Source organism: Streptomyces sp. NPDC127129 (genome assembly GCF_042671585.1).
In the GTDB taxonomy this organism is placed as follows: Bacteria; Actinomycetota; Actinomycetes; order Streptomycetales; family Streptomycetaceae; genus Streptomyces.
The window spans coordinates 6215-31115 of sequence record NZ_JBHXTV010000013.1 but is presented as its reverse complement, the minus strand read 5'-3'; the positions used below and the strand labels follow the sequence as shown (position 1 = coordinate 31115).

Annotated in this window: 20 protein-coding genes; 14 read left to right on the top strand and 6 right to left on the bottom strand. The window is 72.6% G+C overall.

Annotated elements, in window-relative coordinates; translation table 11 throughout:
* Together ACFVGW_RS24285 and ACFVGW_RS24280 are read left to right on the top strand one after the other, a co-directional pair.
* Complete coding sequence (locus ACFVGW_RS24285) at positions 1-1482, top strand: protein phosphatase 2C domain-containing protein (RefSeq protein ID WP_385853451.1); 1482 nt, start codon at positions 1-3, stop codon at positions 1480-1482.
* A 27-nt stretch (positions 1483-1509) separates the two neighbouring features.
* Positions 1510-3252 carry a pyruvate dehydrogenase gene (locus ACFVGW_RS24280; RefSeq protein WP_385853450.1) on the top strand — a complete coding sequence of 581 codons (1743 nt, stop codon included), beginning with the start codon at positions 1510-1512 and terminating at the stop codon, positions 3250-3252.
* Between the two features lie 97 nt (positions 3253-3349).
* Here ACFVGW_RS24280 and ACFVGW_RS24275 read toward each other — a convergent pair whose 3' ends face one another.
* The gene (locus ACFVGW_RS24275) at positions 3350-3928 is read right to left on the bottom strand and encodes a TetR/AcrR family transcriptional regulator (protein ID WP_385853449.1); all 579 of its coding nucleotides are present in this window, start codon (positions 3926-3928) and stop codon (positions 3350-3352) included.
* Between the two features lie 93 nt (positions 3929-4021).
* Here ACFVGW_RS24275 and ACFVGW_RS24270 point away from each other — a divergent pair, with 93 nt between their 5' ends.
* The 3 genes from ACFVGW_RS24270 to ACFVGW_RS24260 all read left to right on the top strand — a co-directional run bounded on the left by ACFVGW_RS24270 (position 4022) and on the right by ACFVGW_RS24260 (position 5809).
* Positions 4022-4468: an anthrone oxygenase family protein gene (locus ACFVGW_RS24270; protein ID WP_385853448.1), complete on the top strand. Its 447-nt coding sequence runs from the start codon at positions 4022-4024 to the stop codon at positions 4466-4468.
* An 89-nt stretch (positions 4469-4557) separates the two neighbouring features.
* On the top strand, positions 4558-5292 hold the full coding sequence (locus ACFVGW_RS24265) for a translation initiation factor IF-2 (RefSeq protein ID WP_385853447.1): 735 nt from the start codon (positions 4558-4560) through the stop codon (positions 5290-5292).
* 112 nt (positions 5293-5404) lie between these two features.
* Entirely contained in the window at positions 5405-5809 is a 405-nt protein-coding gene (locus ACFVGW_RS24260) for an ATP-binding protein (RefSeq protein ID WP_383228940.1), read from the top strand.
* Between the two features lie 36 nt (positions 5810-5845).
* Here ACFVGW_RS24260 and ACFVGW_RS24255 read toward each other — a convergent pair whose 3' ends face one another.
* Both ACFVGW_RS24255 and ACFVGW_RS24250 read right to left on the bottom strand, forming a co-directional pair.
* Positions 5846-6907, bottom strand: coding sequence for a DUF2637 domain-containing protein (locus ACFVGW_RS24255; protein WP_383228921.1), 1062 nt, complete (start codon positions 6905-6907; stop codon positions 5846-5848).
* Positions 6908-7111: 204 nt separating this feature from the next.
* Positions 7112-7969 (bottom strand): (2Fe-2S)-binding protein, encoded by an 858-nt coding sequence (locus tag ACFVGW_RS24250; RefSeq protein WP_385853446.1) that lies wholly within the window; start codon positions 7967-7969, stop codon positions 7112-7114.
* A 149-nt stretch (positions 7970-8118) separates the two neighbouring features.
* On the opposite strand from ACFVGW_RS24250, the gene ACFVGW_RS24245 reads away from it, so the two are divergent.
* Together ACFVGW_RS24245 and ACFVGW_RS24240 are read left to right on the top strand one after the other, a co-directional pair.
* Entirely contained in the window at positions 8119-8964 is an 846-nt protein-coding gene (locus ACFVGW_RS24245) for a GntR family transcriptional regulator (protein ID WP_383228922.1), read from the top strand.
* 135 nt (positions 8965-9099) lie between these two features.
* Positions 9100-10722, top strand: a complete 1623-nt coding sequence (locus tag ACFVGW_RS24240; protein WP_385853445.1) for a hypothetical protein — start codon at positions 9100-9102, stop codon at positions 10720-10722.
* Positions 10723-10817: 95 nt separating this feature from the next.
* Here the strand turns inward: ACFVGW_RS24240 and ACFVGW_RS24235 are convergent, their stop codons facing one another.
* Complete coding sequence (locus tag ACFVGW_RS24235; RefSeq protein WP_385853444.1) at positions 10818-11606, bottom strand: hypothetical protein; 789 nt, start codon at positions 11604-11606, stop codon at positions 10818-10820.
* Positions 11607-11975: 369 nt separating this feature from the next.
* Positions 11976-13667, bottom strand: a complete 1692-nt coding sequence (locus tag ACFVGW_RS24230) for a PucR family transcriptional regulator (RefSeq protein WP_385853443.1) — start codon at positions 13665-13667, stop codon at positions 11976-11978.
* 385 nt (positions 13668-14052) lie between these two features.
* On the opposite strand from ACFVGW_RS24230, the gene ACFVGW_RS24225 reads away from it, so the two are divergent.
* The 5 genes from ACFVGW_RS24225 to ACFVGW_RS24205 all read left to right on the top strand — a co-directional run bounded on the left by ACFVGW_RS24225 (position 14053) and on the right by ACFVGW_RS24205 (position 20900).
* Complete coding sequence (locus ACFVGW_RS24225; protein WP_352190886.1) at positions 14053-14943, top strand: xanthine dehydrogenase family protein subunit M; 891 nt, start codon at positions 14053-14055, stop codon at positions 14941-14943.
* Positions 14944-14945: 2 nt separating this feature from the next.
* Complete coding sequence (locus tag ACFVGW_RS24220; RefSeq protein ID WP_352190885.1) at positions 14946-15551, top strand: (2Fe-2S)-binding protein; 606 nt, start codon at positions 14946-14948, stop codon at positions 15549-15551.
* Between the two features lie 2 nt (positions 15552-15553).
* Positions 15554-17953, top strand: a complete 2400-nt coding sequence (locus ACFVGW_RS24215) for a molybdopterin cofactor-binding domain-containing protein (protein ID WP_352190884.1) — start codon at positions 15554-15556, stop codon at positions 17951-17953.
* 300 nt (positions 17954-18253) lie between these two features.
* Positions 18254-19720 (top strand): NCS2 family permease, encoded by a 1467-nt coding sequence (locus tag ACFVGW_RS24210; protein ID WP_385853442.1) that lies wholly within the window; start codon positions 18254-18256, stop codon positions 19718-19720.
* A gap of 43 nt (positions 19721-19763) precedes the next feature.
* The gene (locus tag ACFVGW_RS24205; protein WP_383292697.1) at positions 19764-20900 is read left to right on the top strand and encodes an XdhC family protein; all 1137 of its coding nucleotides are present in this window, start codon (positions 19764-19766) and stop codon (positions 20898-20900) included.
* Positions 20901-21008: 108 nt separating this feature from the next.
* Here the strand turns inward: ACFVGW_RS24205 and ACFVGW_RS24200 are convergent, their stop codons facing one another.
* Positions 21009-21983, bottom strand: a complete 975-nt coding sequence (locus tag ACFVGW_RS24200) for a DUF5937 family protein (RefSeq protein WP_385853441.1) — start codon at positions 21981-21983, stop codon at positions 21009-21011.
* Between the two features lie 55 nt (positions 21984-22038).
* On the opposite strand from ACFVGW_RS24200, the gene ACFVGW_RS24195 reads away from it, so the two are divergent.
* Together ACFVGW_RS24195 and ACFVGW_RS24190 are read left to right on the top strand one after the other, a co-directional pair.
* Positions 22039-23283 (top strand): MFS transporter, encoded by a 1245-nt coding sequence (locus ACFVGW_RS24195; protein ID WP_385853440.1) that lies wholly within the window; start codon positions 22039-22041, stop codon positions 23281-23283.
* A gap of 69 nt (positions 23284-23352) precedes the next feature.
* On the top strand, positions 23353-24567 hold the full coding sequence (locus ACFVGW_RS24190; protein ID WP_385853439.1) for a GNAT family N-acetyltransferase: 1215 nt from the start codon (positions 23353-23355) through the stop codon (positions 24565-24567).
* Positions 24568-24901 lie beyond the last annotated feature (334 nt).

The following is a 24901-nucleotide window of genomic DNA, read 5'->3' as shown; positions in this document are numbered from 1 at the left end:
ATGACTCAGCAGGGGGACAACTGGTGGGACAAGCTCTACGACGAGTCGGCGCCGGACACCGCACCGACCACGACGGGCGACACGCTCGACGACCGTTTCGACTCCGCGTCGCAGGCGACGACGGAGCTCCCGGCCCCGGCGCTTGAGGTCACGACGCCGGCCCCGGCCACGGAGTTCCCGGCCCCGCCGGTCCCGCCTTCGGCGCCCCGGACGGCGGACGGAGCGCCGAGCCCGGCGGCGCTGCCGCCCCGGGCCCCCTGGGAACCGCTCGACGACCCCGGCGCCACCCCTGAACCACGCTCCTTCGCGGCGCCCGCACCCCGAGAGCCGGCACCGACGGTGCCGGACGCGGCTCCGGACCCGAGGAAGGATCCGAGGGCGGAGCCGGCGCCCAACCCGACGCCGGACGCGCAACCGCCCGCACCGCCCGAGGCGAACGCCGTGCCCGTGCCGGTGCCCCGGCCCCGTACCGCCCACATCGGCAACCGCCCGCCCACCTACGAGGCCGAGCCCACCGCTCTCCCCGCGGCCCGGCCCGGAGAACTGGGCGAACTGGTCGCCGACACCGTCCTCGACGGCGCGCGCTACGGCTCGTACACCCTGCGCGCCGCCTCGCAGCGCGGCGACTCCGCCCGCTACCGCGGCGAACCCCGCAGGGACGCCCTGCTCACCGCCCGGTTCGGCCAGGAAGAAGCCGCGCTCGTCCTCGTCGCGGTGGCGAGCGGCGCCCGCGCCGCCGAGGCCGCCCATCTCGCCGCGGCCGACGCCTGCCGCTGGATCGGCGAGGCCGTCGGCCGCAGCCACGTCCGGCTCTCCGAGGACATCCGCTCCGGCCGTCGCGGCGACCTGAAGTCGGGGCTCCACCGGCTCACCGACCGTACCTACGGCAAGCTGCGGGCCCGCGCGGACGAACTGGGCGTGGGTACCGAGGAGTACACGGCGGGCCTGCGCTGCCTGCTGCTCTCCGCCGACCCCGCCTGCCGCACGCGCGTCTTCTTCGGCATCGGCGCGGGCGGCCTCTTCCGCCTCCGCGACGGCGCCTGGCAGGACATCGAGCCCCTGCTCCCGGAACCCGCCGCGCTCGCCGGGGCGCCCGTCGTCGGCTTCGGCTCACCTCCGGCGGAGACGGCGGAGGGCGACCGCGCGACCATGCGACTCGGCGTCACCGGCCCGCCGGGTTCCCCCACGGCCGAAGGCCCTCCGCCGGCTCCCGGCTGGGGGGACCCCGGCCCCGGCGCGCTCGCGCCGCCCGCCGAACCGTTCCGCTTCCGGGCCTCCGTCGCCCGTCCCGGTGACACCCTCCTCCTCGCCTCGAACGGTCTCGCCGAGCCGATGCGCGGTGAGCCCGCCCTCGCCAAGGAGCTCGCGGAGCGCTGGGCGGCTCCCGAGCCGCCCGGGCTCGCCGCCTTCCTGGCGGACACCCAGCTCCGGGTGAAGGGGTACGCCGACGACCGCACGGGCGTGGCCGTCTGGGAGGCGTAACGGTCCACCCCATGGGTTGATGGACCCATGGCCAAGCAGAACGTCGCAGAACAGTTCGTGGACATCCTCGTCCGGGCGGGCGTCCGGCGGCTGTACGGGGTCGTCGGCGACAGCCTGAACCCGGTCGTCGACGCCATCCGCCGTACGCCCGACATCGACTGGATCCAGGTCAGGCACGAGGAGACCGCGGCCTTCGCCGCGGGAGCCGAGGCGCAGATCACCGGCCGCCTCGCGGCGTGCGCGGGCTCCTGCGGCCCGGGCAACCTGCACCTGATCAACGGCCTGTACGACGCGCACCGCTCGATGGCCCCGGTCCTGGCACTCGCCTCGCACATCCCCTCCAGCGAGATCGGCCTCGGCTACTTCCAGGAGACCCACCCGGACCGGCTCTTCTCCGAGTGCAGCCACTACAGCGAGCTGATCTCCAACCCCCGGCAGATGCCACGCCTGCTGCAGACGGCCATCCAGCACGCCGTCGGGCAGGGCGGCGTCAGCGTCGTCTCGCTGCCGGGCGACATCGCCTCCGAACCGGCCCCGGACAAGACGTGGGAGACCGCGCTCGTCACCTCCCGGCCCACCGTGCGCCCGAGCGACGCCGAGATCACCGCCCTGGCCCGGATGATCGACGAAGCCGAACGGGTGACGCTGTTCTGCGGCAGCGGTACGGCCGGGGCGCACGCCGAGGTGATGCAGTTCGCCGAGCGGGTGAAGGCGCCCGTCGGGCACGCCCTGCGCGGCAAGGAGTGGATCCAGTACGACAACCCGTTCGACGTCGGGATGAGCGGGCTGCTGGGTTACGGGGCGGCCTACGAGGCCACCCACGAGTGCGATCTGCTGATCCTGCTCGGCACGGACTTCCCGTACAACGCCTTCCTGCCCGACGACGTCAGAATCGTCCAGGTGGACGTCCGGCCCGAGCGGCTCGGACGTCGCTCCAAGCTCGACCTGGCGGTCTGGGGCGATGTCCGGGAGACGCTGAGCTGCCTCACTCCGCGGGTACGGGCGAAGTCGGACCGCCGCTTCCTGGACAAGATGCTCAAGAAGCACGCCGACGCGCTCGAAGGGGTCGTCAGGGCGTACACCCGCAAGGTCGAGAAGCACGTCCCGATCCACCCGGAGTACGTCGCCTCGGTTCTGGACGAACTGGCCGACGACGACGCGGTGTTCACCGTCGACACGGGCATGTGCAACGTCTGGGCCGCGCGTTACATCTCGCCCAACGGCCGCCGCCGGATCATCGGCTCCTTCTCGCACGGCTCGATGGCGAACGCCCTGCCGCAGGCCATCGGCGCGCAGTTCACGGACCGGGGCCGCCAGGTGATCTCGATGTCCGGCGACGGCGGGTTCTCGATGCTGATGGGCGACTTCCTCACCCTGGTCCAGTACGACCTGCCGGTGAAGATCGTGCTCTTCGACAACTCCTCGCTCTCCATGGTCGAGCTGGAGATGCTGGTCGCCGGCCTTCCGTCGTACGGCACGACCAACCACAACCCCGACTTCGCCGCCGTCGCCCGCGCGGCGGGAGCCTTCGGCGTCCGCGTGGAGAAGCCCAAACACCTCGCGGGCGCCCTCAAGGACGCGTTCCGGCACAAGGGCCCGGCGCTCGTCGACATCGTGACCGACCCCAACGCGCTCTCGATCCCTCCGAAGATCAGCCGCGAGATGGTCTCCGGATTCGCCCTCTCGGCGAGCAAGATCGTCCTGGACGGCGGGGTGGGCCGCATGCTCCAGCTGGCCCGCTCCAACCTGCGCAACGTCCCCCGGCCCTAGGGCGTGTTGCGAAGCTTCCGTCCGCCTTGGCGCGGCGGGGTCCAGGCCCTTCGCGGCCTACGGACGTCGCTGACGCACCGCCGCGCACCGCGGTACGTCAGAGCACGGCGAGCCGGTCCACCAGCAGCTCCACCCTGCGCCCGGCGCCCTCCGGCGGCAGCCGGCCGGCCTGGGTCAGGGTCGCCAGCCCGTGGAGGGCGGCCCAGAACACCTCGGTGAACAGCGCCGGGTGGACGCCGTCGCCGGCGACCTCGGCGAGGCTCTCCAGGAGGGCGGCGAAGGCGTCCTTCAGGGGCTCCGGGGTGTCCTCCTGCGCGAACGCCAGGCCGCCGTCGAGCTGGAACATGGCGTCGTAGACCGCCGGGTTGCGTACGGCGAAGTCCAGGTAGGAGCGGGCGAGCGCGGCGACCCGGTCGCGCGGACCGTCCGCGGCGGAGGTCGCTGCCCGCAGTGCCGCGGCCATCTCGGCGGCGCCCTCCAGGGCGACGGCGCCGATGATCTCGCGCTTGCCGCGGAAGTGACTGTAGAGAACGGGCTGGCTGTACTCGATGCGCTCGGCCAGCAGGCGGGTGGTGACCGCGTCCCAGCCCTGCTGCTCGGCGAGTTCGCGGGCCGTGGCCACGATGAGGCGTTCGCGGACCGCCCGTTCGCGCTGCTTGCGTTCCTGTACCGACATGCTCCGAATTCTAGCACCGCTAGACAATCAAGCGTGGGCAGCGCTAGCGTTGCTAACGTCATCTAGCGGCGCTAGATCCCAGGAGGGGTCGTCATGCTCAACGCACTCGAGGTCGTCACCACCGTGGTCGTCGGCGTGATGGTGGGGGTGGAGTTCTCCGTAGCCTTCGTCATCAACCCGATCCTGAGCGCACTCCCGGAGGACAGCGGCCAACTCGGCCGCTCCCACGGGGGGCGGATGCTCGGCGCCGTGATGCCGGTCTGGTACATCACCTCGCTGCTCCTCGTCGCGGCCTGGGCCGCCGCCGCGTGGAGCCACGCGGGCACCGGCCTCGTCGTCACCGCCGGCGCGCTGCTGATCCTGAGCGTGATCATGTCGATCCTGCTGCTCGTCCCCATCAACAACCAGGGCAAGAACTGGACCCCCGACAACCGGCCCGCCGACTGGAAGGAGCAGATGAAGCGCTGGGACCGTCTCCACTACGTCCGCGTGGCCGTCATCGTCGCCGCCTTCGCCCTGCTGGTCGCCGCCCTCGCCTGAGCCCGCGCCCCGGGCTTCGTACAATCACCCACGCCGATATGAGTAGGTGACCGGATGCCCGCAGCGCGTGGCGCCGGAAGGATGGACGCATGCGCCGACTGCTGCTGTTCGCACCGATGTTGCTGTTCGTCACGGGCTGCGGCTTGATGCAGACCTCCGAGGACGCCGCGGCGGACGCCGCACGGGAGGTGGCGCAGAAGGCGGGCGAGCGGCTCTACGGTCAGCGTCCTCGCACGGCGGAGGAGGTCGGATTCTCCGCCTCCGGCCTCGACGGCGTGGAGGTGATGAAGCTGACGGGTACCTCGACCCACGACGGGGACGGCGTCGACGTCATCGTCCGCACCTCCGGCACGGCGTACAACGCGCGGTTCGACCTGGACCGGATCACCGTGGTGCGCTGCTTCTCGATACGGGTGTCGCCCAGGGCGGAGTGGCGTGAGGAACCCCGCGACGCGGACTGCCCCGAAGGCCCTCCGCTCACCTTCGCCCCGCCGCCCGAACCGCCCGAGCTGCCGTACGGGCAGCTGCGCGCGAAACTTCCCCGGGTGCCGGCGAACGGCCGGGCGGACGAGGGCGAGGTGCGCCGCGTGCTCGCCGCCCTGGACCTGGACCCGGCGATCCGTACCGAGGTGAAGGCCGAAGGCGACCGCGTCGGCGTTCTCCTGTCGGTCAAGGGCAACGGCTTCGACGCACAGGACTGCCTGCTCGCCCGGGTGAGCCCCGGCGCCACCGAAGTGTGGGCACCGCCCCGGATCCAGCGGATGCCCGGAGAGGGCGGCTGCTCCGTCTCCAACGCCCTGAACCCGCTGCCTCCCCCGCACTGAACGGCTCCCGGCGGGTCGTGCAGCCGCCCCGGATGAATGCGGGCCGGTGGGTGGGGCATGCATCTCCGTGAACCTGTTCGAGGAGATGTGTACCGACATGTGGGTGGGGGTTATGGCCGGGGAGGCGCGACAGCCGACTCAACTGCTGAGAAAGGTGGGATGCGAGGATCTCACCGCGGTGCCGGAGGTGCGGCACGCGTTGCGCAGGATGCTGAGGACCTGGGGAGGACCGGGCGCCTCCGACGTCGCGGAGCTGCTCACCAGCGAGCTCGTCACCAACGCGCTGATCCACACCGATCACGGCGCCGTGGTCACCGCGACCGTCGTCCCGGACAGTCTCCGGGTCGAGGTACGGGACTTCGTCTCCGGGGTACCCGAGCCGCGCGTACCGATCGCCGACGACGGTACGAACGGCAGGGGACTGGTGCTGGTCCAGGAGCTGGCCGACTCCTGGGGCGTGGAGGCCCACGGCGTGGGCAAGGTGGTGTGGTTCGAGCTCAACGGCGGGGCGGCGTGAGTCCTCCACGCCGCCCCGCCGTCCGTGTCGGCTCTCTCAGCCGAACTGCTGCTCCAGGTCCTTCAGTTTGCGCTCCAGCGAGTCGAGCCGGGGCAGCGTCTGGGTGTCGTCCTCGGCGGTGAGGTCCACCGTCCGGGGCTCAGTACCCTTCACGGCCTGGAGGGAGGGCCGGTGTCGAAGCGGCAGCTGTCCGGGGTCCGCTATGGCGGGCTCCGCGACGGCCGTCCCCACGGACGGTGTCGCGGAGCCCGCACCGGAGTTCAGGGCCGGCACCTCGACCTGACGCCCCCCGCCGCGGCCCAGGCCGAAGGCCCGGTGCTGGCGGTTGATCGCCTTGATCCTGGCCCGGTCGAGCTTCTCCCGCTCGCGCCTGCGCATCCGGTTCTGTTCCTTCTCGCGCCGGTCCTCGCGGACCTCGTCGACCGCCTCGTCCAGGGTCCGCACACCCTCAAGAAGCATCAGCGACCAGGCCGCGAAGGTCTCCCTGGGGGCTCTCAGCCACCGTACGATCCGGATCTGCGGCAGCGGCCGGGGCACCAGGCCCTGCTCGCGCAGCGCCGCCCGGCGGGTCTGCTTGAGAGCCCGGTCGAAGAGCACGGCAGCCGAGAGGGACATGCCGGCGAAGAACTGCGGGGCACCCGCGTGGCCGAGTCCCCGGGGCGCGTGGACCCAGTTGAACCAGGCGGCGGCGCCCGCGAACGTCCACACGAGGAGCCGCGAGCCGAGGGCCGCGTCACCGTGGCTCGCCTCGCGCACCGCGAGGACCGAGCAGAACATCGCGGCGCCGTCGAGGCCGAACGGGACGAGGTACTCCCAGCCCCCGGTGAGGTTCAGGTTCTGGCGGCCGAAGCCGACCAGACCGTGGAAGGAGAGCGCGGCGGCCACGGCCGCGCAGCAGAACAGAAGGACGTAGGAGGCGGTCCCGTAGATCGCCTCCTTGCGTCGGCGGCGTTCCTCGCTGCGTTCCCAGGAGTCGTCCGCCGCGGCCTGGTCACCGGCGCGCTTGCCGCGCGCGAGCACCGCCACCGCCGTCAGGACTCCGGCCACCATGACGCCACCCGGAAGCAGCCAGTCCAGCGATATGTCGGTCAGTCTCATGCGGTGTCCCTTGCATCGCAGTAGGGCGTTTCGGCCGCCCATACTGGCCGACCCCGGTGGCCGCTCACGGGGTTTCGCGGCAAGAGCACGCCATTGGGGCCGGACGGCATACGAATAGGTGCGATCTGGTCGAACGGCCGCACGGAGCAAGGGAGTTGCGTTCGATTCACGTCACCCGTACGAGTGGCGTAATCCGGCCGACGGTCAGGCGGCCTCGGTGAGCCTGCGGACCCGCTCGGCGTCACACGTACGCGGACACGTCAGACAGGTGTCGTCGGGGCGAAGGGTGTAGAAGAAGCAGCATGCGGCGCGGTCCCGGGTGGTGCGGGGCGTTCCGTCGGGCGCCTCGGCGCCGGGCAGCTCGCGGAAGCCCGCGGATCCCGTGTACGGCTTGGACGTGCCGGGCAGCAGCAGCTCCAGTTCGGCCATCGCCCGCTGTTCCTCGTCGAACAGCGCCCCGACGTACCAGAGCCCCTCGACGATCTCGTCCGTCGCCATGCCCCACAGTGCCCGCTTCCCACGCCGCATGCGCGGGCCGAAGCCGGCCAGGACGGACTCGAAGTGCTCGGCGAGCGCGTTCCTGACCTCGGCGCGCAGGGCCTCCTCGTCCGGGACGACCCGGGCGCCGGGAAGGGCCGCGGCGGGGTCGTCCGGCAGGCAGGCGAACTCCTCGATCCGGACGGTCATCCGGCCGAGGGCCCGCTGGAAGGCCACGTTCCGGGCCGGAAGGCGCGGGACCCGGCGGTGAAGGAACCAGGGGACCGTGACCAGGAGGCAGGCGGGCCAGGCGTACCGGTGCAGTCCGAAGCCGGCGATCACGTCGGGGCGGGCCTGCTGCCCGTAGTCGCGCAGGACCTGGGCGTTGTCCCAGGCGAGGAAGGCGTCGAGGGCGGCGCCGCCGGCCGCGAGCTCGTCCGCGCCCACCCAGCCGGCCCCGCGTGGCGAGTGCTCGCCATCGCCGAGCTCCTCGATCCGCAGGCCGGGGAACACCTCGCCGAGACGGGCGTACGAGGCCGCGACGGGCGAGGTGAACGGGGCGGGGAGCAGGGCGGGGAGGGCCATACGGGGACCACCGAATCGCGATCGTTAGCAGGTTAGCCTTACCTTACCCGACGCGACCGATGTTTGAACTGCAGCCCTGTCCGCCTATGGTGCACAGGGGGCCTCGGTATCGCGAGCCAGGCCCGGCACGACCCCGCAGGAGGACCCGGGTGGAGCAGGGCAGAGCGCGCGAGCGGGCGGCCGACCGTCCGCTCCCGCCGCACGACGGCACGGTACGGGTCCCGGAGCAGGGCCGCGGCGAGCCGGCGCGCGGCGAGCACACCCACAGCGAGCCCGTCCACGGTGCGCCGGTCCGCCGGGAGCCCGCCCTGGGCGCGTCCGTCCACGGCGAGGCGGCCGTGATGCCCGTGACCGGCCTCGCGGCCCCCCGTACCGTCCAGCGCCACTCCGTACGCGGTCAGATCCTCCAGGCCCTGCGCACGGCCCTCGTCGGAGGCGAGCTGGTCCCCGGTGAGGTGTACTCCGCCCCGGTCCTCGCCGAGCGCTTCGGGGTCTCCGCGACCCCCGTGCGCGAGGCCATGCAGCAGCTCGCCGTCGAAGGCGCCGTCGAAGTCGTGCCGAACCGCGGTTTCCGGGTCACCGAGCGCACCCCCCGCGAGCTGGCCGAGCTGGCCGAGGTCCGCGCGCTCATCGAGATCCCGATCATGCTCCGTCTCGCCCGCACGGTCCCCGCCGCCCGCTGGGCCGAGCTCCGGCCGCTCGCCGAGGCCACCGGCGCCGCCGCCGCGCGCGGCGACCGCGCCCACTACGCCGAGGCCGACCGCGCCTTCCACCGCGCCGTCCTCTCCCTCGCCGGGAACGAACAGCTCCTCACCGTCGCCGACGACCTGCACCGCCGCTCCCAGTGGCCCCTGGTGAGCGGCCCGGTGATCCGCCACGGCGACCTCGTGGCCGACGCGGCGGAACACACCGCCCTGCTCGACGCCCTGATCGCCCAGGATGTCACCGTCGTACAGTCACTTGTCAGAGAGCATTTCACCGGATCGGCTGAGTGACGACTAAAGTTGCCGTCGGCCGGTGCCCTTGGCCCTTGCCGCCGCTGGCTGTTGCCGTCGTCCCGCCCGTACAGCGCCGTCCGTGAGGTGTCCCATGCCGTCCGCGTCTCCGTCCCCGGCACGGGGAAGGTGCCCGTGACCGGATCCGTCCGCGGAGACCGCCCCGCCGGTACGGAGGCCGAGGCGGCGGCCCTGCTCGGCTGGCTCACCGACCCGGAGGCCCCGCGCCTCTGCCTGGTCGTCGGCGGCCCCCGCCGGGGCAAGTCCGCCCTGCTCTCCTGGCTGGCCGCGCACGGCACCCGCCCCGGGGCACGCCGTCGGCGCGCGGCACGCGAGCTGGTCCCGCTCGCCGGGCAGTGCGCGCTCGGCGCGGCCTGGACGATCGCGAACCGGCTCGGCGTGGCGGCCAGGACACCCGGCGAACTCGTCCGGGCCGTCGCCACCGCCGAGACGCGGCGCGCCGCCCTCGTCCTGCCGGACCTGCACGCCGCCGCCGAACCGGAGGCGATCGCCGAACTCGTCGGGGAACTCGCCGCGTCGGGCCGCGTCCGGCTCGTCGTGGAGACCTGTACGGGAACGCCGTCGTACGCCCTCCTCTCCGACCGCCGCGTCACGGTCGTGGACCTCGACGGGGACGAGGACACCGCCGGTGCGGCCCAAGAGGCCGCCGAGCGCGGGGAGTCGGGGCCGGGGGAGACCTCCGCGCCCTACGAGGCACGGCACGCCGTCGATCTCGCCGACCCCGTCGCCGTGTGCACGGCCGACCCGCTGCGCGTCACCACCGCCTACGCGACCGGTCCCGGTGACGACCGCGGCGGCCTGCGGTCCGCCTGGCTGCGCGTGGGCCAGTCCCTCTGCCGCGACCAGAGCCCGGCAGACCGGGCCGTCGTCCTGCTCGGCGCCCTCGGCGACGAGGCGGACCCCCGGCTCCGTCCCGCGCTGCGCGCCCTCGCGGCGGACGCGCCCTGGCGGGTGCGGTGGACCCGGGTACGCGGCGACCTGACCCCGCCCTGGCCGGGCCCGGTCACGGCCCTGGGCGCGATCGGCGACCGCCTCCTCGTCGCGGGTACGACGGACGAGGTGCGGCTGCTCGGCGCGGCCGACGCGGCGCCCGCGGGCGCGTCCCTGCGGACCCCCTCGGGCGGCCGGATCAAGGCCCTGGCGCCCGCGCCGGACGGGACGGTGCTGCTCCTGGACGAACGGGGCCGGCTGCAGCCGGTCCCCGGGCCCGCGCCCCGGCCGCCCTATCTGGAGCGGCTCACGACGGCCGTCGCGGCGACCCTCACCCGCCACCCGGGCAGCGCCCTCGCTGCGATCAGCGGCTCGGTCGTGGTGGGCGACCGGCTCGGCTCCGTCCACGCCTTCGGTCTGACGGGCATTCACCAGGCCGCGCTGCACAGCGGCCGCGTCACGGCCGTGACGGCGATCGAGACCGCCACGCCCTTCCTCTGCAGCGGTGGCCTCGACGGCACGGTCCGCCGCTGGATCCCCGGGCAGGATCCGGACCCGGCCCCGATCGCCGAACGCCGCGCCGCCGTCGTGTCGTTGCACGCCGCGGAGACGGCCGAGGGGCCGTCGCTCGCGATCGCCTGGGCGGACGGTCTCGTCGAACTCCACGACCTCGACACCCGGTCCCGCCGCACCTTCCGCCCCGGCCCGCCGGTCCGCGCGGTGGCCCTGACCCCGGACGGCGCGCTGGTGGTGGGGATGGACGAGGGGCTGCTCTGCCTGGACCGGACCCCGCACCAGGCGAGGTGACGGACCGTCACAGCCGGCGATGCCGCTGATGCGGGGACCGGTGCGGGGTGGGCGGATCGCTCTCCGCCCACCCCCCCCGTTGTCCCGACTGTCCGTCAGATGGCGGGCCTGGGTGTCAGTTGGGCCGCGAGCCAGGTCGGCACCCCGCCCAGGAGGCGGAACAGGCGGGCCGCCTCTGCGCGGAGGCGGCCTGCCTCCGGCTCCGTCTCCGTGTCCGCGAGGGCGGTCAGGGCCGGGGCCGTACCGACCAGATAGCCGAGCTCCTCACGGATGCGGAGGGACTCGGCGAAGCCGTGCCGCGCCTCCGCCAACTCGCCTTCCCGTAAAGCCAGTCCGGCGAGATGGCGCCAGGTGGAGGAGAGCAGCAACTCGTCCCCCTGGGCCGTGGCGCCCGCGTGGGCGCGCCGGTAGGCGGCGCGCGCGGCCTGCGGCGAGTCGCCGAGGTTCTGAGCCATCAGCCCCCGCCGGTAGTCGAGCAGCGGGCGCCCCTCGCCCCCGGGACTGATCAGCGCCGCCGCCCGCCCGAGCGCCGCGGTCGCCTCGTCGGCCCGGTCGCGTACGCCCAGCAGCGTCGACGCGTAGGCGAGATAGCCGCGTTCGCACGCTGCGGCCCCCCGCTCCTCGTCCGTCCGGGCCACGGCCTCGGCCGCCCGGAGGGCCTCCTCGGCGTCCGCCCACCCCTTCTCGGTGTACAGACACCGCTCGATCAGCAGGGCCGCCCGTTCCAGTGCCGCCGCCGGTTCCGCGGCGCGGGGCGTGAGCAGGGCGGCGGCGTCCGTCCAGCAGCCGCGCGAGCGGAGACGCCATATGGCCGTCTCCATCGGGGTCGCCCCGCCGTAGCCAAGGGACGGATCGTCGCCACCCGTTGTTTCGGAACCAGACATGGCGGTATCCGCCACATTGCCCTCCCCGAGCGCGCCATTGAGCTGTTGAGTCAGGCCCGCATCTCAGCACGAACGCGTGGCGCTGGCCAAGGGGTCAGGTGAAACTTTTCACAAGTGCTGGACCTTGACCGCTATGCGGACGCGTGCGTTCGGCACGGTCCGATGGCCCGATCCAGTCCGCCTCCGGCCTGCCCTCGACGGCTGCCGCGGCGGCCCGCCGGGCGTCGGCCAGGGGCGCCGCGCCCCCCGCGCCGCTCGGGACGGCATTCCCCCGAAGAGATGAATCCCGCCATGATCCCTTCGGGTGACGCCCGCGAATCCGCGGCCGCCTGAGCCGGGCGGGTGACCCGGGGCCACCCGCCCGGGCCGTCAGCTCATGCGCAGCGCCAGGAAGAAGTCGAGCTTGTCCTCCAGGCGCGACAGGTCGCGGCCCGTCAGTTGCTCGATCCGCCCCACCCGGTAGCGCAAGGTGTTCACATGCAGGTGGAGCCGGGTCGCGCAGCGGGTCCAGGAGCCGTCGCAGTCGAGGAAGGCCTCCAGCGTGGGGATGAGCTCGGCGCGGTGGCGGCGGTCGTAGTCACGCAGCGGGTCGAGCAGCCGGGCCGTGAAGGCGCGGCGGACGTCGTCCGGCACGAACGGCAGCAGCAGCACGTGCGAGGCGAGCTCGTGGTGCCCGGCGGCGCAGACGCGGCCCGGGCGGGCGGCGGCGACACGACGGGCGTGCCTGGCCTCCTCAAGGGCACCGCGCAGGCCCTCCGCCGAGTGGACGGCCGCACTGACGCCGAGGGTGAGGCGGCCGTCGCCGTCGAGGCCCGCGGAGAGCGGTTCGCGTACCGCCGCGAGCAGCACGTCGGCGTGCAGCCCGATGTTCGTGGTCGCCTCGTCCTCGCTGTCGGGCAGCGGGCCCGCCGGCAGGGGCACCAGCGCGATGGCCTCGTCCCCGTGGTGGGCCACCGCGATCCGGTCGGTGGACTCGGCTCCCACGGTCGCCGGGTCGACGAGGATCTCCTCCAGGAGCGCCTGGGCGACCGGCCCGGTCTCCACGGGGCCCTGCCCGGCCTCCGGGTCCCATTCGACGCGGGCGACCACGACCTGCCAGTGCGGCGCGGACCCGAGTCCGGGCAGCAGCACCGGGGCGGCGACCCGCAGACGCGCGGCGATCTCGGCGGGGGCGGCGCCCGTCTGGACCAGCTCCAGGACCTCCTGCGCCAGCCGGCGCCGTACCGTACGCGCCGCGTCCCGCCGGTCCCGCTCGACGGCGATCAGCTGGGTGACGCCCTGGAGCAGGTCCAGCCGGGCGGCCGGCCAGTCGCCGGCGTCGGCCTCGACGGCCAGCAGCCAGTCGGAGAGCACGGTCTCCCGTACGTCGCGCACGGCGGGCGCCGCGCCGCGACCGGTGTTGCGGATAGGGAAGAGGGAGAAGGTGGTTCCGGACGCGCTGAGCCGGTGCGGGCCACGCCGTCCGGTCCTCGTCGCCGCCAGGTGCTCACCGGCCAGCGTCGCCGCGAGCGAGGCGTCCAGGGGCTCTCCCGCGCCGGCGATCTGGCGCCCGGTGGGGGAGAGGACCCAGGCCCGGAGGTCCAGGTCGGAGCCGAGGAGGTCCAGAACGACCTCGGGGCCGCCGCCGGCCGGGCCGGAGGTCATCAGCCGCCGGTGACGGTCGACGACCGCCGCCAGGTCGCCCGCCCGTTCGCCGGAGACCTGTCGAACAACATGTTCGGTGATCGTCGCGAACGCAACGGACTCGTTCACTGCGAACAGCGGCAGCCGATGGCGAGAACACGCCTCTACGAGATCGTCGGGGATGTCCCCGAGCTCCGCCTCGCCCGCCGCGAGCCCGGCCACCCCGGCCGAGGCCAGGATCCGGACGAACGGCTCCGCGTCCTCGGGGTCCCGGAGCCAGGCGAGGCCGGTGAGGACCAGCTCCCCGCCGGACAGATACCGGCTGGGGTCCTTGAGGTCCGTCGTCATCACGCCACGGACGGTGCGGTCCAGCTCGTCCTCACCACCGAGCAGGCGCAGCCCCAGCGCGTCGGTTTCCAGCAGTGCGCGCAGCCGCATCTCGTTGCCGCCGTTCCTTCTCGTCCGTCACTCGTCATCACTTTCGCGGGTACTCGCCCGCCGTGCTTCCCCGGGGCGACGGCACGTCCGACGGTTCCGAAGACTGTCGCGATGTGGTCGGTGGCCTGGTGCCACTGTTTCCAGGGGAAAACGGCGAGGTTGCCGAGTACCGCCGTTCGTTCGAATCTACAAGACGAACAAGGTCACCAGCCAACTCCTTCATGTTTTCGGTGACTGCACCCCGGCGGTCTGGCCTTGTGTACTAGGCCACACATCGCGTTAACAGCACGTGAACATGAATTCGAAGTCGAGGGCCGGCCGTCCCCCCGGGCCCGTTGAAGACCGACCGACCCCCGATCACTAGAAGCACAAGAAGAGAGCCACCATGGACTTCCTTCGCCCCGCCAGCTGGGAGGAGGCGCTCGCCGCCAAGGCCGAGCACCCCACGGCCGTGCCCATCGCGGGTGGTACCGACATCATGGTCGAGATCAATTTCGACCACCGGCGTCCCGAGTACCTCCTGGACCTGAACCGTATCGAGCTGCTGCGCGAGTGGGAGGTGGGCGAGGAGAACGTCCGCCTCGGCGCCTCCGTTCCGTACACCCGGATCATGGAGAACCTGCGGGCCGAGCTGCCGGGCCTCGCGCTCGCCTCGCACACCGTGGCCTCGCCGCAGATCCGCAACCGCGGCGGCGTCGGCGGCAACCTGGGCACCGCGTCGCCCGCCGGTGACGCGCACCCCGCGCTGCTCGCCGCGGGTGCCGAGGTCGAGGTCGAGTCGGTTCGTGGCAGCCGGTTCATCCCGATCGACGAGTTCTACACGGGCGTGAAGCGCAACGCGCTCGAGCCCGACGAGCTCATCAAGACCGTCCACATCAAGAAGGCGGACGGCCCCCAGCAGTACTCCAAGGTCGGTACGCGCAACGCGATGGTCATCGCGGTCTGCGCCTTCGGCCTGGCGCTCCACCCGGAGACCCGCACGGTCCGCACCGGCATCGGTTCGGCCGCGCCGACCCCGATCCGTGCCAAGGAGGCCGAGGCCTTCCTGAACGCGGCTCTGGAGGAGGGCGGCTTCTGGGAGAGCGGCAAGATCATCACCCCGTCGATCGCGAAGCAGTTCGCCGATCTCTGCTCGGGCGCCGCGAACCCGATCGACGACGTCCGTGGCACCGCCAAGTACCGCCGCCACGCCGTCGGCATCATGGCCCGCCGCCAGCTGGGCTGGACCTGGGAGCAGTACCGCGGCACCGGCCGCACGCTTGAGGGAGCTGCATAACCATGCGCGTCAATTTCACGGTCAACGGTCGTCCGCAGGAAGCCGACGACGTCTGGGAGGGCGAGTCCCTTCTCTACGTGCTGCGTGAGCGGATGGGGCTTCCCGGCTCCAAGAACGCGTGCGAGCAGGGCGAGTGCGGTTCCTGCACCGTCCGTCTCGACGGCGTGCCGGTCTGTTCCTGTCTGGTCGCCGCCGGCCAGGTCGAGGGCCGCGACGTCGTCACCGTCGAGGGTCTGGCGGACTACGCCCAGCACCGCGAGGACGCCCACCCCGGCGGTGCCTGTGGCACCGGCGGCTGCGGCACCAGCCTCGACTCGGCGAAGAACTGGCAGGCCAAGCCCGCTCAGGACTCGCAGACCGGCGAGGGTGTCGAACTCTCCCCGATCCAGCAGGCGTTCATCGACGCCGGCGCCGTCCAGTGCGGTTTCTGCACCCCCGGTCTGCTCGTCGCGGCCGACGAGATGCTGGAGCGCAACCCGTCCCCCTCGGACGCGGACATCCGTGAGGCGCTCTCCGGCAACCTCTGCCGCTGCACCGGTTACGAGAAGATCCTCGACGCGGTCCGCCTCGCGGCCGCTCGCCAGGAGCGTCAGGAAGAGGCGGTCTGACGATGGCTCAGAACACCCGTACCGTTCCGGTGGGCACGCCCACCGACGTCACCCAGAACCACGTCAAGGGCGGCATCGGCGAGTCCACGCTCCGCCCGGACGGCACCCTCAAGGTCACCGGCGAATTCGCCTACTCCTCGGACATGTGGCACGAGGACATGCTGTGGGGCCAGATCCTGCGCTCCACCGTCGCGCACGCCGAGATCCTGTCCATCGACACCTCCGAGGCCCTCACGATGGACGGCGTCTACGCCGTTCTCACCCACGAGGACCTGCCGGCCGCGAAGAACTACGGCATGGAGTTCCAGGACACCCCGGTCCTCGCCTACGGCAAGGTCCGTCACCACGGTGAGCCGGTCGCCCTCGTGGCCGCCGACCACCCGGAGACCGCCCGCCGCGCCGCCGCCAAGATCAAGATCGAGTACCGGGAGCTCCCGGTCATCACTGACGAGGCCTCGGCGCTCGCCCCGGACGCGATCCTGGTCCACGAGAACCGCGACGACCACCACTCCGGTCACGTCCCGCACCCGAACATCGTGCACCGCCAGCCGATCATCCGCGGCAACGCCGACGAGGCCGCCAAGCGCGCCGACGTCATCGTCAAGGGCGAGTACACCTTCGGCATGCAGGACCAGGCCTTCCTCGGCCCCGAGTCCGGCCTGGCCGTACCGGCCGAGGACGGCGGCGTCGACCTGTACGTCGCCACCCAGTGGCTGCACTCGGACCTCAAGCAGATCGCCCCCTGCCTCGGCCTGCCCGAGGAGAAGGTCCGCATGACCATGGCCGGTGTCGGCGGCGCCTTCGGCGGCCGCGAGGACATCTCCATGCAGATCCTCGCCTCCATCCTCGCGCTGCGCACCGGCAAGCCGGTCAAGATGGTCTACAACCGGTACGAGTCCTTCTTCGGGCACGTCCACCGGCACCCGGCGAAGCTCTACTACGAGCACGGCGCCACCAAGGACGGCAAGCTCACGCACATGAAGTGCAAGATCGTGCTCGACGGCGGCGCGTACGCGTCGTCGACGGCCTCGGTCGTCGGCAACGCCTCCTCCCTCTCGGTCGGTCCGTACGTCATCGAGGACGTCGAGATCGAGGCGATCGGCCTCTACAGCAACAACCCGCCCTGCGGCGCCATGCGCGGCTTCGGCGCGGTCCAGGCCTGCTTCGCCTACGAGGCGCAGATGGACAAGCTCGCCGCCAAGCTGGGCATGGACCCGGTGGAGCTGCGCCAGCTCAACGCCATGGAGCAGGGCACGATCATGCCGACCGGTCAGGTCGTGGACTCGCCGGCCCCGGTCGCCGAGCTGCTGCGCCGGGTCAAGGCCCGTCCGATGCCGCCGGAGCGCCAGTGGGAGACCGCCGGCGAGGGCGCGGACGTCCGCGCGCTGCCGGGCGGCCTGTCCAACACCTCGCACGGCGAGGGTGTCGTGCGGGGCGTCGGCTACGCCGTCGGCATCAAGAACGTCGGCTTCTCCGAGGGCTTCGACGACTACTCGACCGCCAAGATCCGCATCGAGGTCATCAACGGCGAGGCCGTCGCCACGGTCCACACCGCCATGGCGGAGGTCGGCCAGGGCGGCGTCACCATCCACGCGCAGATCGCCCGTACCGAGCTCGGTGTCCAGCAGGTCACCATCCACCCCGCCGACACGCAGGTGGGCTCGGCCGGTTCGACCTCCGCGGGCCGCCAGACGTACATGACCGGCGGCGCCATCAAGAACTCCTGCGAGATCGTCCGCGAGAAGGTCCTGGAGATCGGCCGGCGCAAGTTCGGCTCGTACCACCCGGCGTGGGCCAACGCCGAACTCCTCCTGGAGGGCGGCAAGGTCGTCACCGACGGCGGCGAGGCCCTCGCCACCATCGCGGACGTCCTGGAGGACCAGGCCGTGGAGGTGGAGGAGGAGTGGCGGCACCGCCCCACCCAGGCCTTCGACCTCGTCACCGGCCAGGGCGACGGCCACGTCCAGTACGCCTTCGCCGCGCACCGCGCGGTGGTGGAGGTGGACACCGAGCTCGGCCTCGTGAAGGTGATCGAGCTGGCCTGCGCGCAGGACGTCGGCAAGGCGGTCAACCCGCTCTCCGTGGTCGGCCAGATCCAGGGTGGTACCACCCAGGGCCTGGGCGTCGCGGTGATGGAGGAGATCATCGTCGACCCGAAGACCGCGAAGGTGCGCAACCCCTCCTTCACGGACTACCTGATCCCGACCATCCTCGACACGCCGACCATTCCGGTCGACTACCTCGAGCTGGCCGACCCCAACGCGCCGTACGGCGTACGGGGCATCGGCGAGGCCCCGACCCTGTCGTCCACCCCGGCCGTCCTCGCGGCGATCCGGGCGGCGACGGGCCTGGAGCTCAACAAGACGCCGGTCCGCCCCGAGGCGCTCACCGGCACCCTCTAGAACTCTCCGGGCGGTGCGTGCCTCCCAGGAACGTCACACTTCCCCGCCCGCACCGCCCGGAGCAGAACCCGGTATCACCGCTCACGGATACCACCAGCACCACCGAGTAACACCAGCACCACCAGAAGTACCAGGCAACACTAGAAGTATCGAGATCCACCAGATTGACCTGATCCACCCAAGTTCGTCTCGGGCCGTCCCCCGGGTCGTGCAGCCCACGCAGCATCCCAAATCCCGCAGCATGTCTGACCTTCGGAAAGTCTTAAGCGGGTGCCCCTTTGAACCTTGGGAGTAGGCCCCATGACCCAGTCGTCAGTGGAGCCCAAGACCGCCTCGGAGGACGCGGGCTCCGGCTCGAACGTCCCCGCCGGCCGCTCTTGGCTCGACCGGTACTTTCACATCTCGGAGAGAGGATCCACCGTCGCGACGGAGATCCGCGGCGGCGTCACCACCTTCATGGCGATGGCGTACATTCTCCTGCTCAACCCCCTGATCCTCGGCGGCAAGGATGTGGACGGCAACGTCCTCAGCCAGCCCGCCCTCATCACGGCGACCGCCCTGGCCGCCGCGGTGACGACCCTGCTGATGGGCTTCTGGGGCAAGGTCCCGCTCGCCCTCGCGGCGGGGCTCAGCGTCTCCGGCGTCCTCTCCTCGCAGGTCATCTCCGTCATGACCTGGCCGCAGGCGATGGCGATGTGTGTGGCGTACGGCGCGGTGATCTGCCTCCTGGTGGTCACCGGGCTCCGCGAGATGATCATGAACGCGATCCCGCTGGCGATCAAGCACGCGATCACCATCGGCATCGGTCTCTTCATCGCGCTGATCGGCTTCGTCAAGGCCGGCTTCGTCCATGAGAACCCCTCTCCCGGCGGCGGCCCGGTCGTCCTCGGCCCGGCCGGTGAGCTGGCCGGATGGCCCGTCCTGATCTTCGCCTTCACCCTGCTGCTGATCTTCGCGCTCCAGGCCCGCAACGTGCCCGGCGCCATCCTGATCGGCATCGTGGCGGGCACGGTCATCGCCGCGATCGTCAACGCCGTCGGCGACCTGCCGGCCAAGGCCTGGTTCTCCGGACCGCCGGAGCTGAGCGGCAGCGCCGTCTCCACGCCGGACTTCTCGCTCATCGGCGAGGTGTCGTTCAGCGGCTGGGGCGACGTCGGCTACATCACGATCACCATGATCATCTTCACCCTGGTGCTCGCCGGCTTCTTCGACGCCATGGCCACGATCATCGGTGTCGGCTCCGAGGCGAAGCTCGCCGACAGCCAGGGCCGGATGCCCGGCCTGTCCAAGGCCCTCTTCATCGACGGTGCCGGCGGTGTCATCGGCGGCGGCGTCGGCGGCTCCGGCCAGACCGTCTTCGTCGAGTCGGCGACCGGCGTCGGCGAGGGTGCCCGTACGGGTCTGTCCTCCGTCGTCACGGGTGCGTTCTTCGCGGCCTGTCTCTTCTTCACCCCGATCACCGCGATCGTGCCGGCCGAGGTCGCCTCCGCGGCCCTGGTCGTCATCGGCGCGATGATGATGCAGAACGCCAAGCACGTCGACTGGAGCGACCGCTCCGTCGCGATCCCGGTGTTCCTCACCGTGGTCCTGATGCCGTTCACGTACACCATCACCACGGGTGTCGCGGCCGGTGTCATCTCCTACGCCGTGATCAAGACGGCACAGGGCAAGGCGCGCGAAGTGGGCGCCTTCATGTGGGGCCTGACCGCGATCTTCATCGTGTTCTTCGCCATCCATCCGATCGAGAGCTGGCTGGGCGTCAGCTGACGCCCGTAACGTCGCCCTCCACACACGTATCGAGGAGTTCGAGATGCTGGACATCGCCGAAGAGCTGCACCGGTGGGTCGAGCAGGGACGCGAGTTCGCCGTCGCCACCGTCGTGGCGGTCGGCGGGAGCGCGCCCCGGCAGCCGGGCGCCGCGCTCGCCGTCGACAGCGACGGCACGGCGATCGGCTCGGTCTCCGGAGGATGTGTGGAGGGCGCGGTCTACGAGCTGTGCCAGCAGGCCATCGAGGACGGCCGGACCGTCGTCGAGCGCTTCGGCTACAGCGACGAGGACGCTTTCGCCGTGGGTCTGACCTGCGGCGGAATCATCGACATCCTCGTCACCCCGGTACGCGGCGGGGTCTACCCCGCCGCCCTGGCCGCCGCCGTCTCCGGCGAGGCGGCGGCCCTCGCCAGGATCGTCTCCGGACCCACCGACCTGATGGGCCGGGCGCTCCTGGTCCGCCCCGACGGGGAGTACGAGGGAAGCCTCGGCGGCCACCCCGAGCTGGACCGCACCGCGGCCGGCGAGGCCCTGGCCATGCTGGACGCGGGCCGCACCGGCACCGTCGAGATCGGCGAGGACGGCAGCCGCTGCGGACAGCCGCTCACCCTCCTCGTGGAGTCCTCCGTCCCGGCCCCGCGCATGATCGTCTTCGGCGCCATCGACTTCGCCTCCGCCCTCGTCAGGGTCGGCAAGTTTCTCGGCTACCACGTCACCGTCTGCGACGCCCGGCCCGTCTTCGCGACGCCGGCGCGCTTCCCCGAGGCGGACGAGATCGTCGTCGAATGGCCGCACCGCTACCTGGAGTCGACCGAGGTCGACGGGCGCACCGTCCTCTGCGTGCTCACCCACGACGCCAAGTTCGACGTCCCCCTCCTCGAAGCGGCCCTGAAGCTGCCCGTCGCCTACGTCGGCGCGATGGGCTCCCGCCGCACCCACGAGGACCGCAACAAGCGCCTGCGCGAGGTCGGCGTCACCGAGATCGAACTCGCCCGCCTGCGCTCGCCGATAGGTCTCGACCTCGGCGCCCGTACCCCCGAGGAGACGGCCCTCTCCATCGCCGCCGAGATCGTCGCCAACCGCCGCGGCGGCACCGGCGTCTCCCTCACCGGCGCACACACCCCGATCCACCATGACGCACCGCGCGCACCGGCCGGACGGATCGGTTCCGTCGCCTGACGGCGGAGGCCCGACGGCGGCCGTCGGGCGGGGCAGGACGGACGACGGTCGTCGTCCGGCGGAAGCCAGGCGGCGGCCGTCGGACGGAGCCGGCCGGACCGGCGCGGGTCACACGAGCCGGTCGCCCAGTTCCGTGCGCGCGTACAGCACCGCCCGCCCCACTCTGGCCCGGCTCACCAGACCGGTCGTGTGCAGCACCGCCAGATGATGGGAGACCGCGCTCGCCGTGACACCCGTGCGGCGGGCCAGCTCGGTCGTGGAGGCGGGGCCGTCCAGGAGCACCAGCAGCTCCGCCTTCCGCCGTCCGACCAGCGAGGCCAGCGCCCCCTCCGGGCGCGGCGCGCCGGTCTCCCACAGGGTCGCCACTCCGCGCGCCGGATACGAGATCGTCGGCGGCTCGTCCGGCCCGACCGGGCTGATCGCGTGCCGGGCGAAGAGCGTCGGCACCAGCCACAGTCCTCGCCCCGCCACGGCGGTGCTGAGGTGTAGATCCCGGTGCACGTTCATGCTCAGCTCGCCCTCCCGCCACACCGCGGTCGGATCCAGCGAGGTGAGCAGCGCCGCCGCTCCGTCGCGGGCGAGGGCCCGCGCCCGGTGCAGCATGTCGGCCTCCAGCACGGCCCGCATACGCGGCCAGTGCGGCGCGACGGCCAACTGCCAGTAGTTCGCGACGGTTTCCGCGATCGCGTCCCGCAACCGGACCGGATCGTCGGCCAGTTCCGCGAGGCGAGGAGGCAGCGACCGGTGCGCGTAGGCCGCCCGGACGTCCGCGAGCGCCTTCCCGGGCGTCGTCGCGCGGACGCGGTTCAGCTCCTCGTTCGCGTCGGGCAGCGGGGAGTCGGGCCGGGGTGTGATGAAGTCCGGCAGCCAGCCGCTGCCGTTCACCACCAACTCACCCAGCAGCGCGCGGTCGAGGCCGGCCGACGCGTCGAGGACGGCGCGGGTCCGGCGCACCCAGGGCAGGTGCAGGACGTGCTTCTCCGGTTGCCGCAGCGCCCAGAGACTGGTGGCCGTCTCCAGCAGCGGTGAGCAGGCGAAGCGCATGTCGGCGAGGTCGTCGACCCCGAGGCGGTAGCTCAGCATTGAGCTCCAGCCTAAATGTCTGTCCGCCGACTTCGCGGGCGGGTTGGCTGGGGGCATGCCCTCGATCCTCTCCGGGGCGGCAGCCGTGCTGCCGCCCCGCGGTCCCCTGCGCCCGTACGCCGTCACGACCCTCGCCGACTGGATCGGCAACGGCCTCTTCCACACCGGCGCCGCCCTCTTCTTCACCCGTGTCGTCGGACTGACCCCGGCAGAGACCGGCATCGGCCTCACGGTCTCCGCACTCCTCGGGCCCTGGGTCTCCGTCCCCGCCGGGCGGCTCGGCGACCGCTACGGGCACCGGCGGATCTGGCTCCTCACCTCGCTCGCCCAGGCGGCCGCCTTCGCCTGCTACCTGCTCGTGGACTCGTTCGTCGCGTTCCTCGCCGTCGTCTGCGCCATCGGCCTCGCCCAGAGCGCGTCCCGCCCCGTCCGCAGCGCCTACCTGGCCCGGATCGCCGACCCCGACACCCTGATCAAGGCCAGCGCGTACAGCCGCGTCATGCTCAACATCGGCTTCTCGCTGGGGAGTCTGGGGGCCGGTGCCGCACTCGTCGCCGACTCCCGGACCGCCTACGCCGCCCTCGTGCTCGGCAACTCCCTCTCGTACGCACTCGTCGCCGTGCTCCTGCTGCGGATGCCGGACGGTACCGCGCCGCAGACGACGAGTCCGGCGGCCGTCCGTGCGCGGACCGGCGCCCTCAGGGACCGCCGCTACCTCGTCCTGGCCGTCCTCTCCGGCCTGCTCCACATCCAGGCCGACGTCATCAACCTCGGCCTCCCGCTCTGGATTTCGGAGCACACCCAGGCGCCGCGCTGGTCCATCGCCGCCCTGATGCTGCTGAACACCGCGCTCGCGATCCTGCTCCAGGTCCGGGCCGCCCGGGGCTCCGAGACCGTCGAAGGGGCCGCACTGGCCGGCCGCAGGTCGGGCTGGGCGCTGCTCGGCGCCTGCGCCGCGTTCGCCTGCACGGCCGCCCTGCCGCCGGTCGCCGCCGTCGTGGTCCTCGCGGTGGGCGTCACGCTGCTGACCGCCGGCGAACTGCTCTCCTCCGCCAGCGGCTGGGGTCTCTCGTACGGGCTGGCCGACCCCGCCCGCCAGGGCGAGTACCTGGGCGCCTGGAGCCTCGGGTCCGACCTGGCCCGCGCCGGCGGGCCCCTGCTCGTCGCCCTGCTGGTCACCGACGGGGGAGTGGCGGGCTGGCTCCTCCTCGGCACCGCCTTCCTCGGTGTCGGGGCGGTGAACGTACCGGCCGCCCGAACCGGGCGGATCGCCCTGAAGAGCGGTGCGGTCCACGACTAGGGCCAGTCTCTTGGATCAGGCCGGATCGAGTCCGGCATGATCCGAGAGGCAGGCCCTAGGGTCCTCGACATGGACATTCGTGACGTACCCGAAGCGCATCTCGACCGTGCCCTCGACCTCGCGTACCTCGTCTTCCATGAGCGGCCCGAGGAGGAGGAGCGCAAGCACCGGCGCGAGCTGCTGCTGCCCTGCGAGCGGATCGGCGCGTACGACGGCGGACAACTGGTCGGCCTCCTCGCGGCCTTCCCCTTCACCCTCTCCGTCCCCGGCGCCGATCTGCCCTGTCCCGGACTGACGTACGTCTCCGTCGCCCCCACCCACCGGCGGCGGGGCGTGCTCTCCGCCCTCATGGCCGAGGCGTTCCGGCGGTACGAGGAGCGAGGGGCGCCGCTCGCCGCGCTCTGGGCGTCGGAGGACGCCATCTACGGCCGCTTCGGCTTCGGCGCCGCCACCCACGGCATCACCGTCGAGATCGACTCCCGGCGCCCCCTCGCCCTGCGCATCGACCCCGACGAACGCCCGCTGCGGCTGGTCGACCCGGCCGACGCCCCCGACGTCGTCGGCCCGTACTTCGAGTCCACCCGCGCGCTGCGGGCGGGCCGGAACCCGCGCGACGAGGCGCGCTGGACCGGTGAGTGGCTGCGCGACCGGGACGAGGACGACGACGAGCTGTCCCCGCCCCGGGTCGTCGTGCTCGGCGATCCCGTCGCCGGCTACGCCGTCTACCGCACCAAGGGCGAGAACGAGGAGAGCCACACCCCTGGGCTGGTGCGGGTCGACGAACTGGAGGCCGACACCCCGGCCGTCGCCGCCGCGCTCTGGCGCTATCTGGCCTCGATCGACCTGACGTCCACCGTCCGCGCCTGGGGCAGGCCGCTCGACGACCCGCTGTTGTTCTTCGCCGGCGACCGCGACCAGGTACGGGTCACGGGCCAGTACCCCGCACTGTGGGTGCGGCTCGTCGACGTCCGCGCGGCGCTCACGGCCCGGAGCTGGGCGGCGGCGGCCGACCTCGTCCTGGAGGTCCACGACAGCCGCATGCCGGCCAACTCGGGCCGTTTCCGGCTGACCACGGGACCGGACGGGGCTCGCCATGAGCCGACCGCCGACCCGGTCGACCTCTCCTTCGGCGTACGGGAGCTGGCCGCCTGCTACCTCGGCGGCACGAAGGTCGTGGACCTGGCCGCCGCCGGGCTGGTCGAGGAGCACACCCCGGGCGCGGCGGCCGTGCTCGACGCGGCACTGCGCACCCCGCGCCTGCCACACACCGACGACGGCTTCTAACCACCCCGGCCGGCCGCTCCCGACAGACCCCGTCCGGCTGTCCCGACAGACCCTGGCCGACCGCTCCCGGCAGACTCCGTCCGGCCGTCCGGCCGCCCCGGCGGGCCTCCGCCGTCCCGACTGTCCCGGCAGACCCCGGTCGACCGTCCCGGCCATCCCCGGCCGGCTGTCCGGACGCCCCGGCGGACCTCCGCCGTCCCGGTCGTCCCGGCAGGCCCCGGCCGGTCGTGCCGGCCGTCCCCGGTCGACCGTCCCGGCCATCCCCGGCCGGCTGTCCGGACGCCCCGGCGGACCTCCGCCGTCCCGGTCGTCCCGGCAGGCCCCGGCCGGTCGT

Bases quoted from the DNA above. Each gene is read 5' to 3' on its own strand.
- ACFVGW_RS24200 (WP_385853441.1), bottom strand. From the start codon at position 21,983: ATGCTGAGCTACCGCCTCGGGGTCGACGACCTCGCCGACATGCGCTTC.
- ACFVGW_RS24230 (WP_385853443.1), bottom strand. From the start codon at position 13,667: ATGCGGCTGCGCGCACTGCTGGAAACCGACGCGCTGGGGCTGCGCCTG.
- ACFVGW_RS24255 (WP_383228921.1), bottom strand. From the start codon at position 6,907: ATGAGACTGACCGACATATCGCTGGACTGGCTGCTTCCGGGTGGCGTC.
- ACFVGW_RS24235 (WP_385853444.1), bottom strand. From the start codon at position 11,606: ATGTCTGGTTCCGAAACAACGGGTGGCGACGATCCGTCCCTTGGCTAC.
- ACFVGW_RS24285 (WP_385853451.1), top strand. From the start codon at position 1: ATGACTCAGCAGGGGGACAACTGGTGGGACAAGCTCTACGACGAGTCG.
- ACFVGW_RS24260 (WP_383228940.1), top strand. From the start codon at position 5,405: ATGGCCGGGGAGGCGCGACAGCCGACTCAACTGCTGAGAAAGGTGGGA.
- ACFVGW_RS24220 (WP_352190885.1), top strand. From the start codon at position 14,946: ATGCGCGTCAATTTCACGGTCAACGGTCGTCCGCAGGAAGCCGACGAC.
- ACFVGW_RS24275 (WP_385853449.1), bottom strand. From the start codon at position 3,928: ATGTCGGTACAGGAACGCAAGCAGCGCGAACGGGCGGTCCGCGAACGC.
- ACFVGW_RS24195 (WP_385853440.1), top strand. From the start codon at position 22,039: ATGCCCTCGATCCTCTCCGGGGCGGCAGCCGTGCTGCCGCCCCGCGGT.
- ACFVGW_RS24270 (WP_385853448.1), top strand. From the start codon at position 4,022: ATGCTCAACGCACTCGAGGTCGTCACCACCGTGGTCGTCGGCGTGATG.
- ACFVGW_RS24215 (WP_352190884.1), top strand. From the start codon at position 15,554: ATGGCTCAGAACACCCGTACCGTTCCGGTGGGCACGCCCACCGACGTC.
- ACFVGW_RS24205 (WP_383292697.1), top strand. From the start codon at position 19,764: ATGCTGGACATCGCCGAAGAGCTGCACCGGTGGGTCGAGCAGGGACGC.
- ACFVGW_RS24225 (WP_352190886.1), top strand. From the start codon at position 14,053: ATGGACTTCCTTCGCCCCGCCAGCTGGGAGGAGGCGCTCGCCGCCAAG.
- ACFVGW_RS24210 (WP_385853442.1), top strand. From the start codon at position 18,254: ATGACCCAGTCGTCAGTGGAGCCCAAGACCGCCTCGGAGGACGCGGGC.
- ACFVGW_RS24265 (WP_385853447.1), top strand. From the start codon at position 4,558: ATGCGCCGACTGCTGCTGTTCGCACCGATGTTGCTGTTCGTCACGGGC.
- ACFVGW_RS24250 (WP_385853446.1), bottom strand. From the start codon at position 7,969: ATGGCCCTCCCCGCCCTGCTCCCCGCCCCGTTCACCTCGCCCGTCGCG.
- ACFVGW_RS24280 (WP_385853450.1), top strand. From the start codon at position 1,510: ATGGCCAAGCAGAACGTCGCAGAACAGTTCGTGGACATCCTCGTCCGG.
- ACFVGW_RS24190 (WP_385853439.1), top strand. From the start codon at position 23,353: ATGGACATTCGTGACGTACCCGAAGCGCATCTCGACCGTGCCCTCGAC.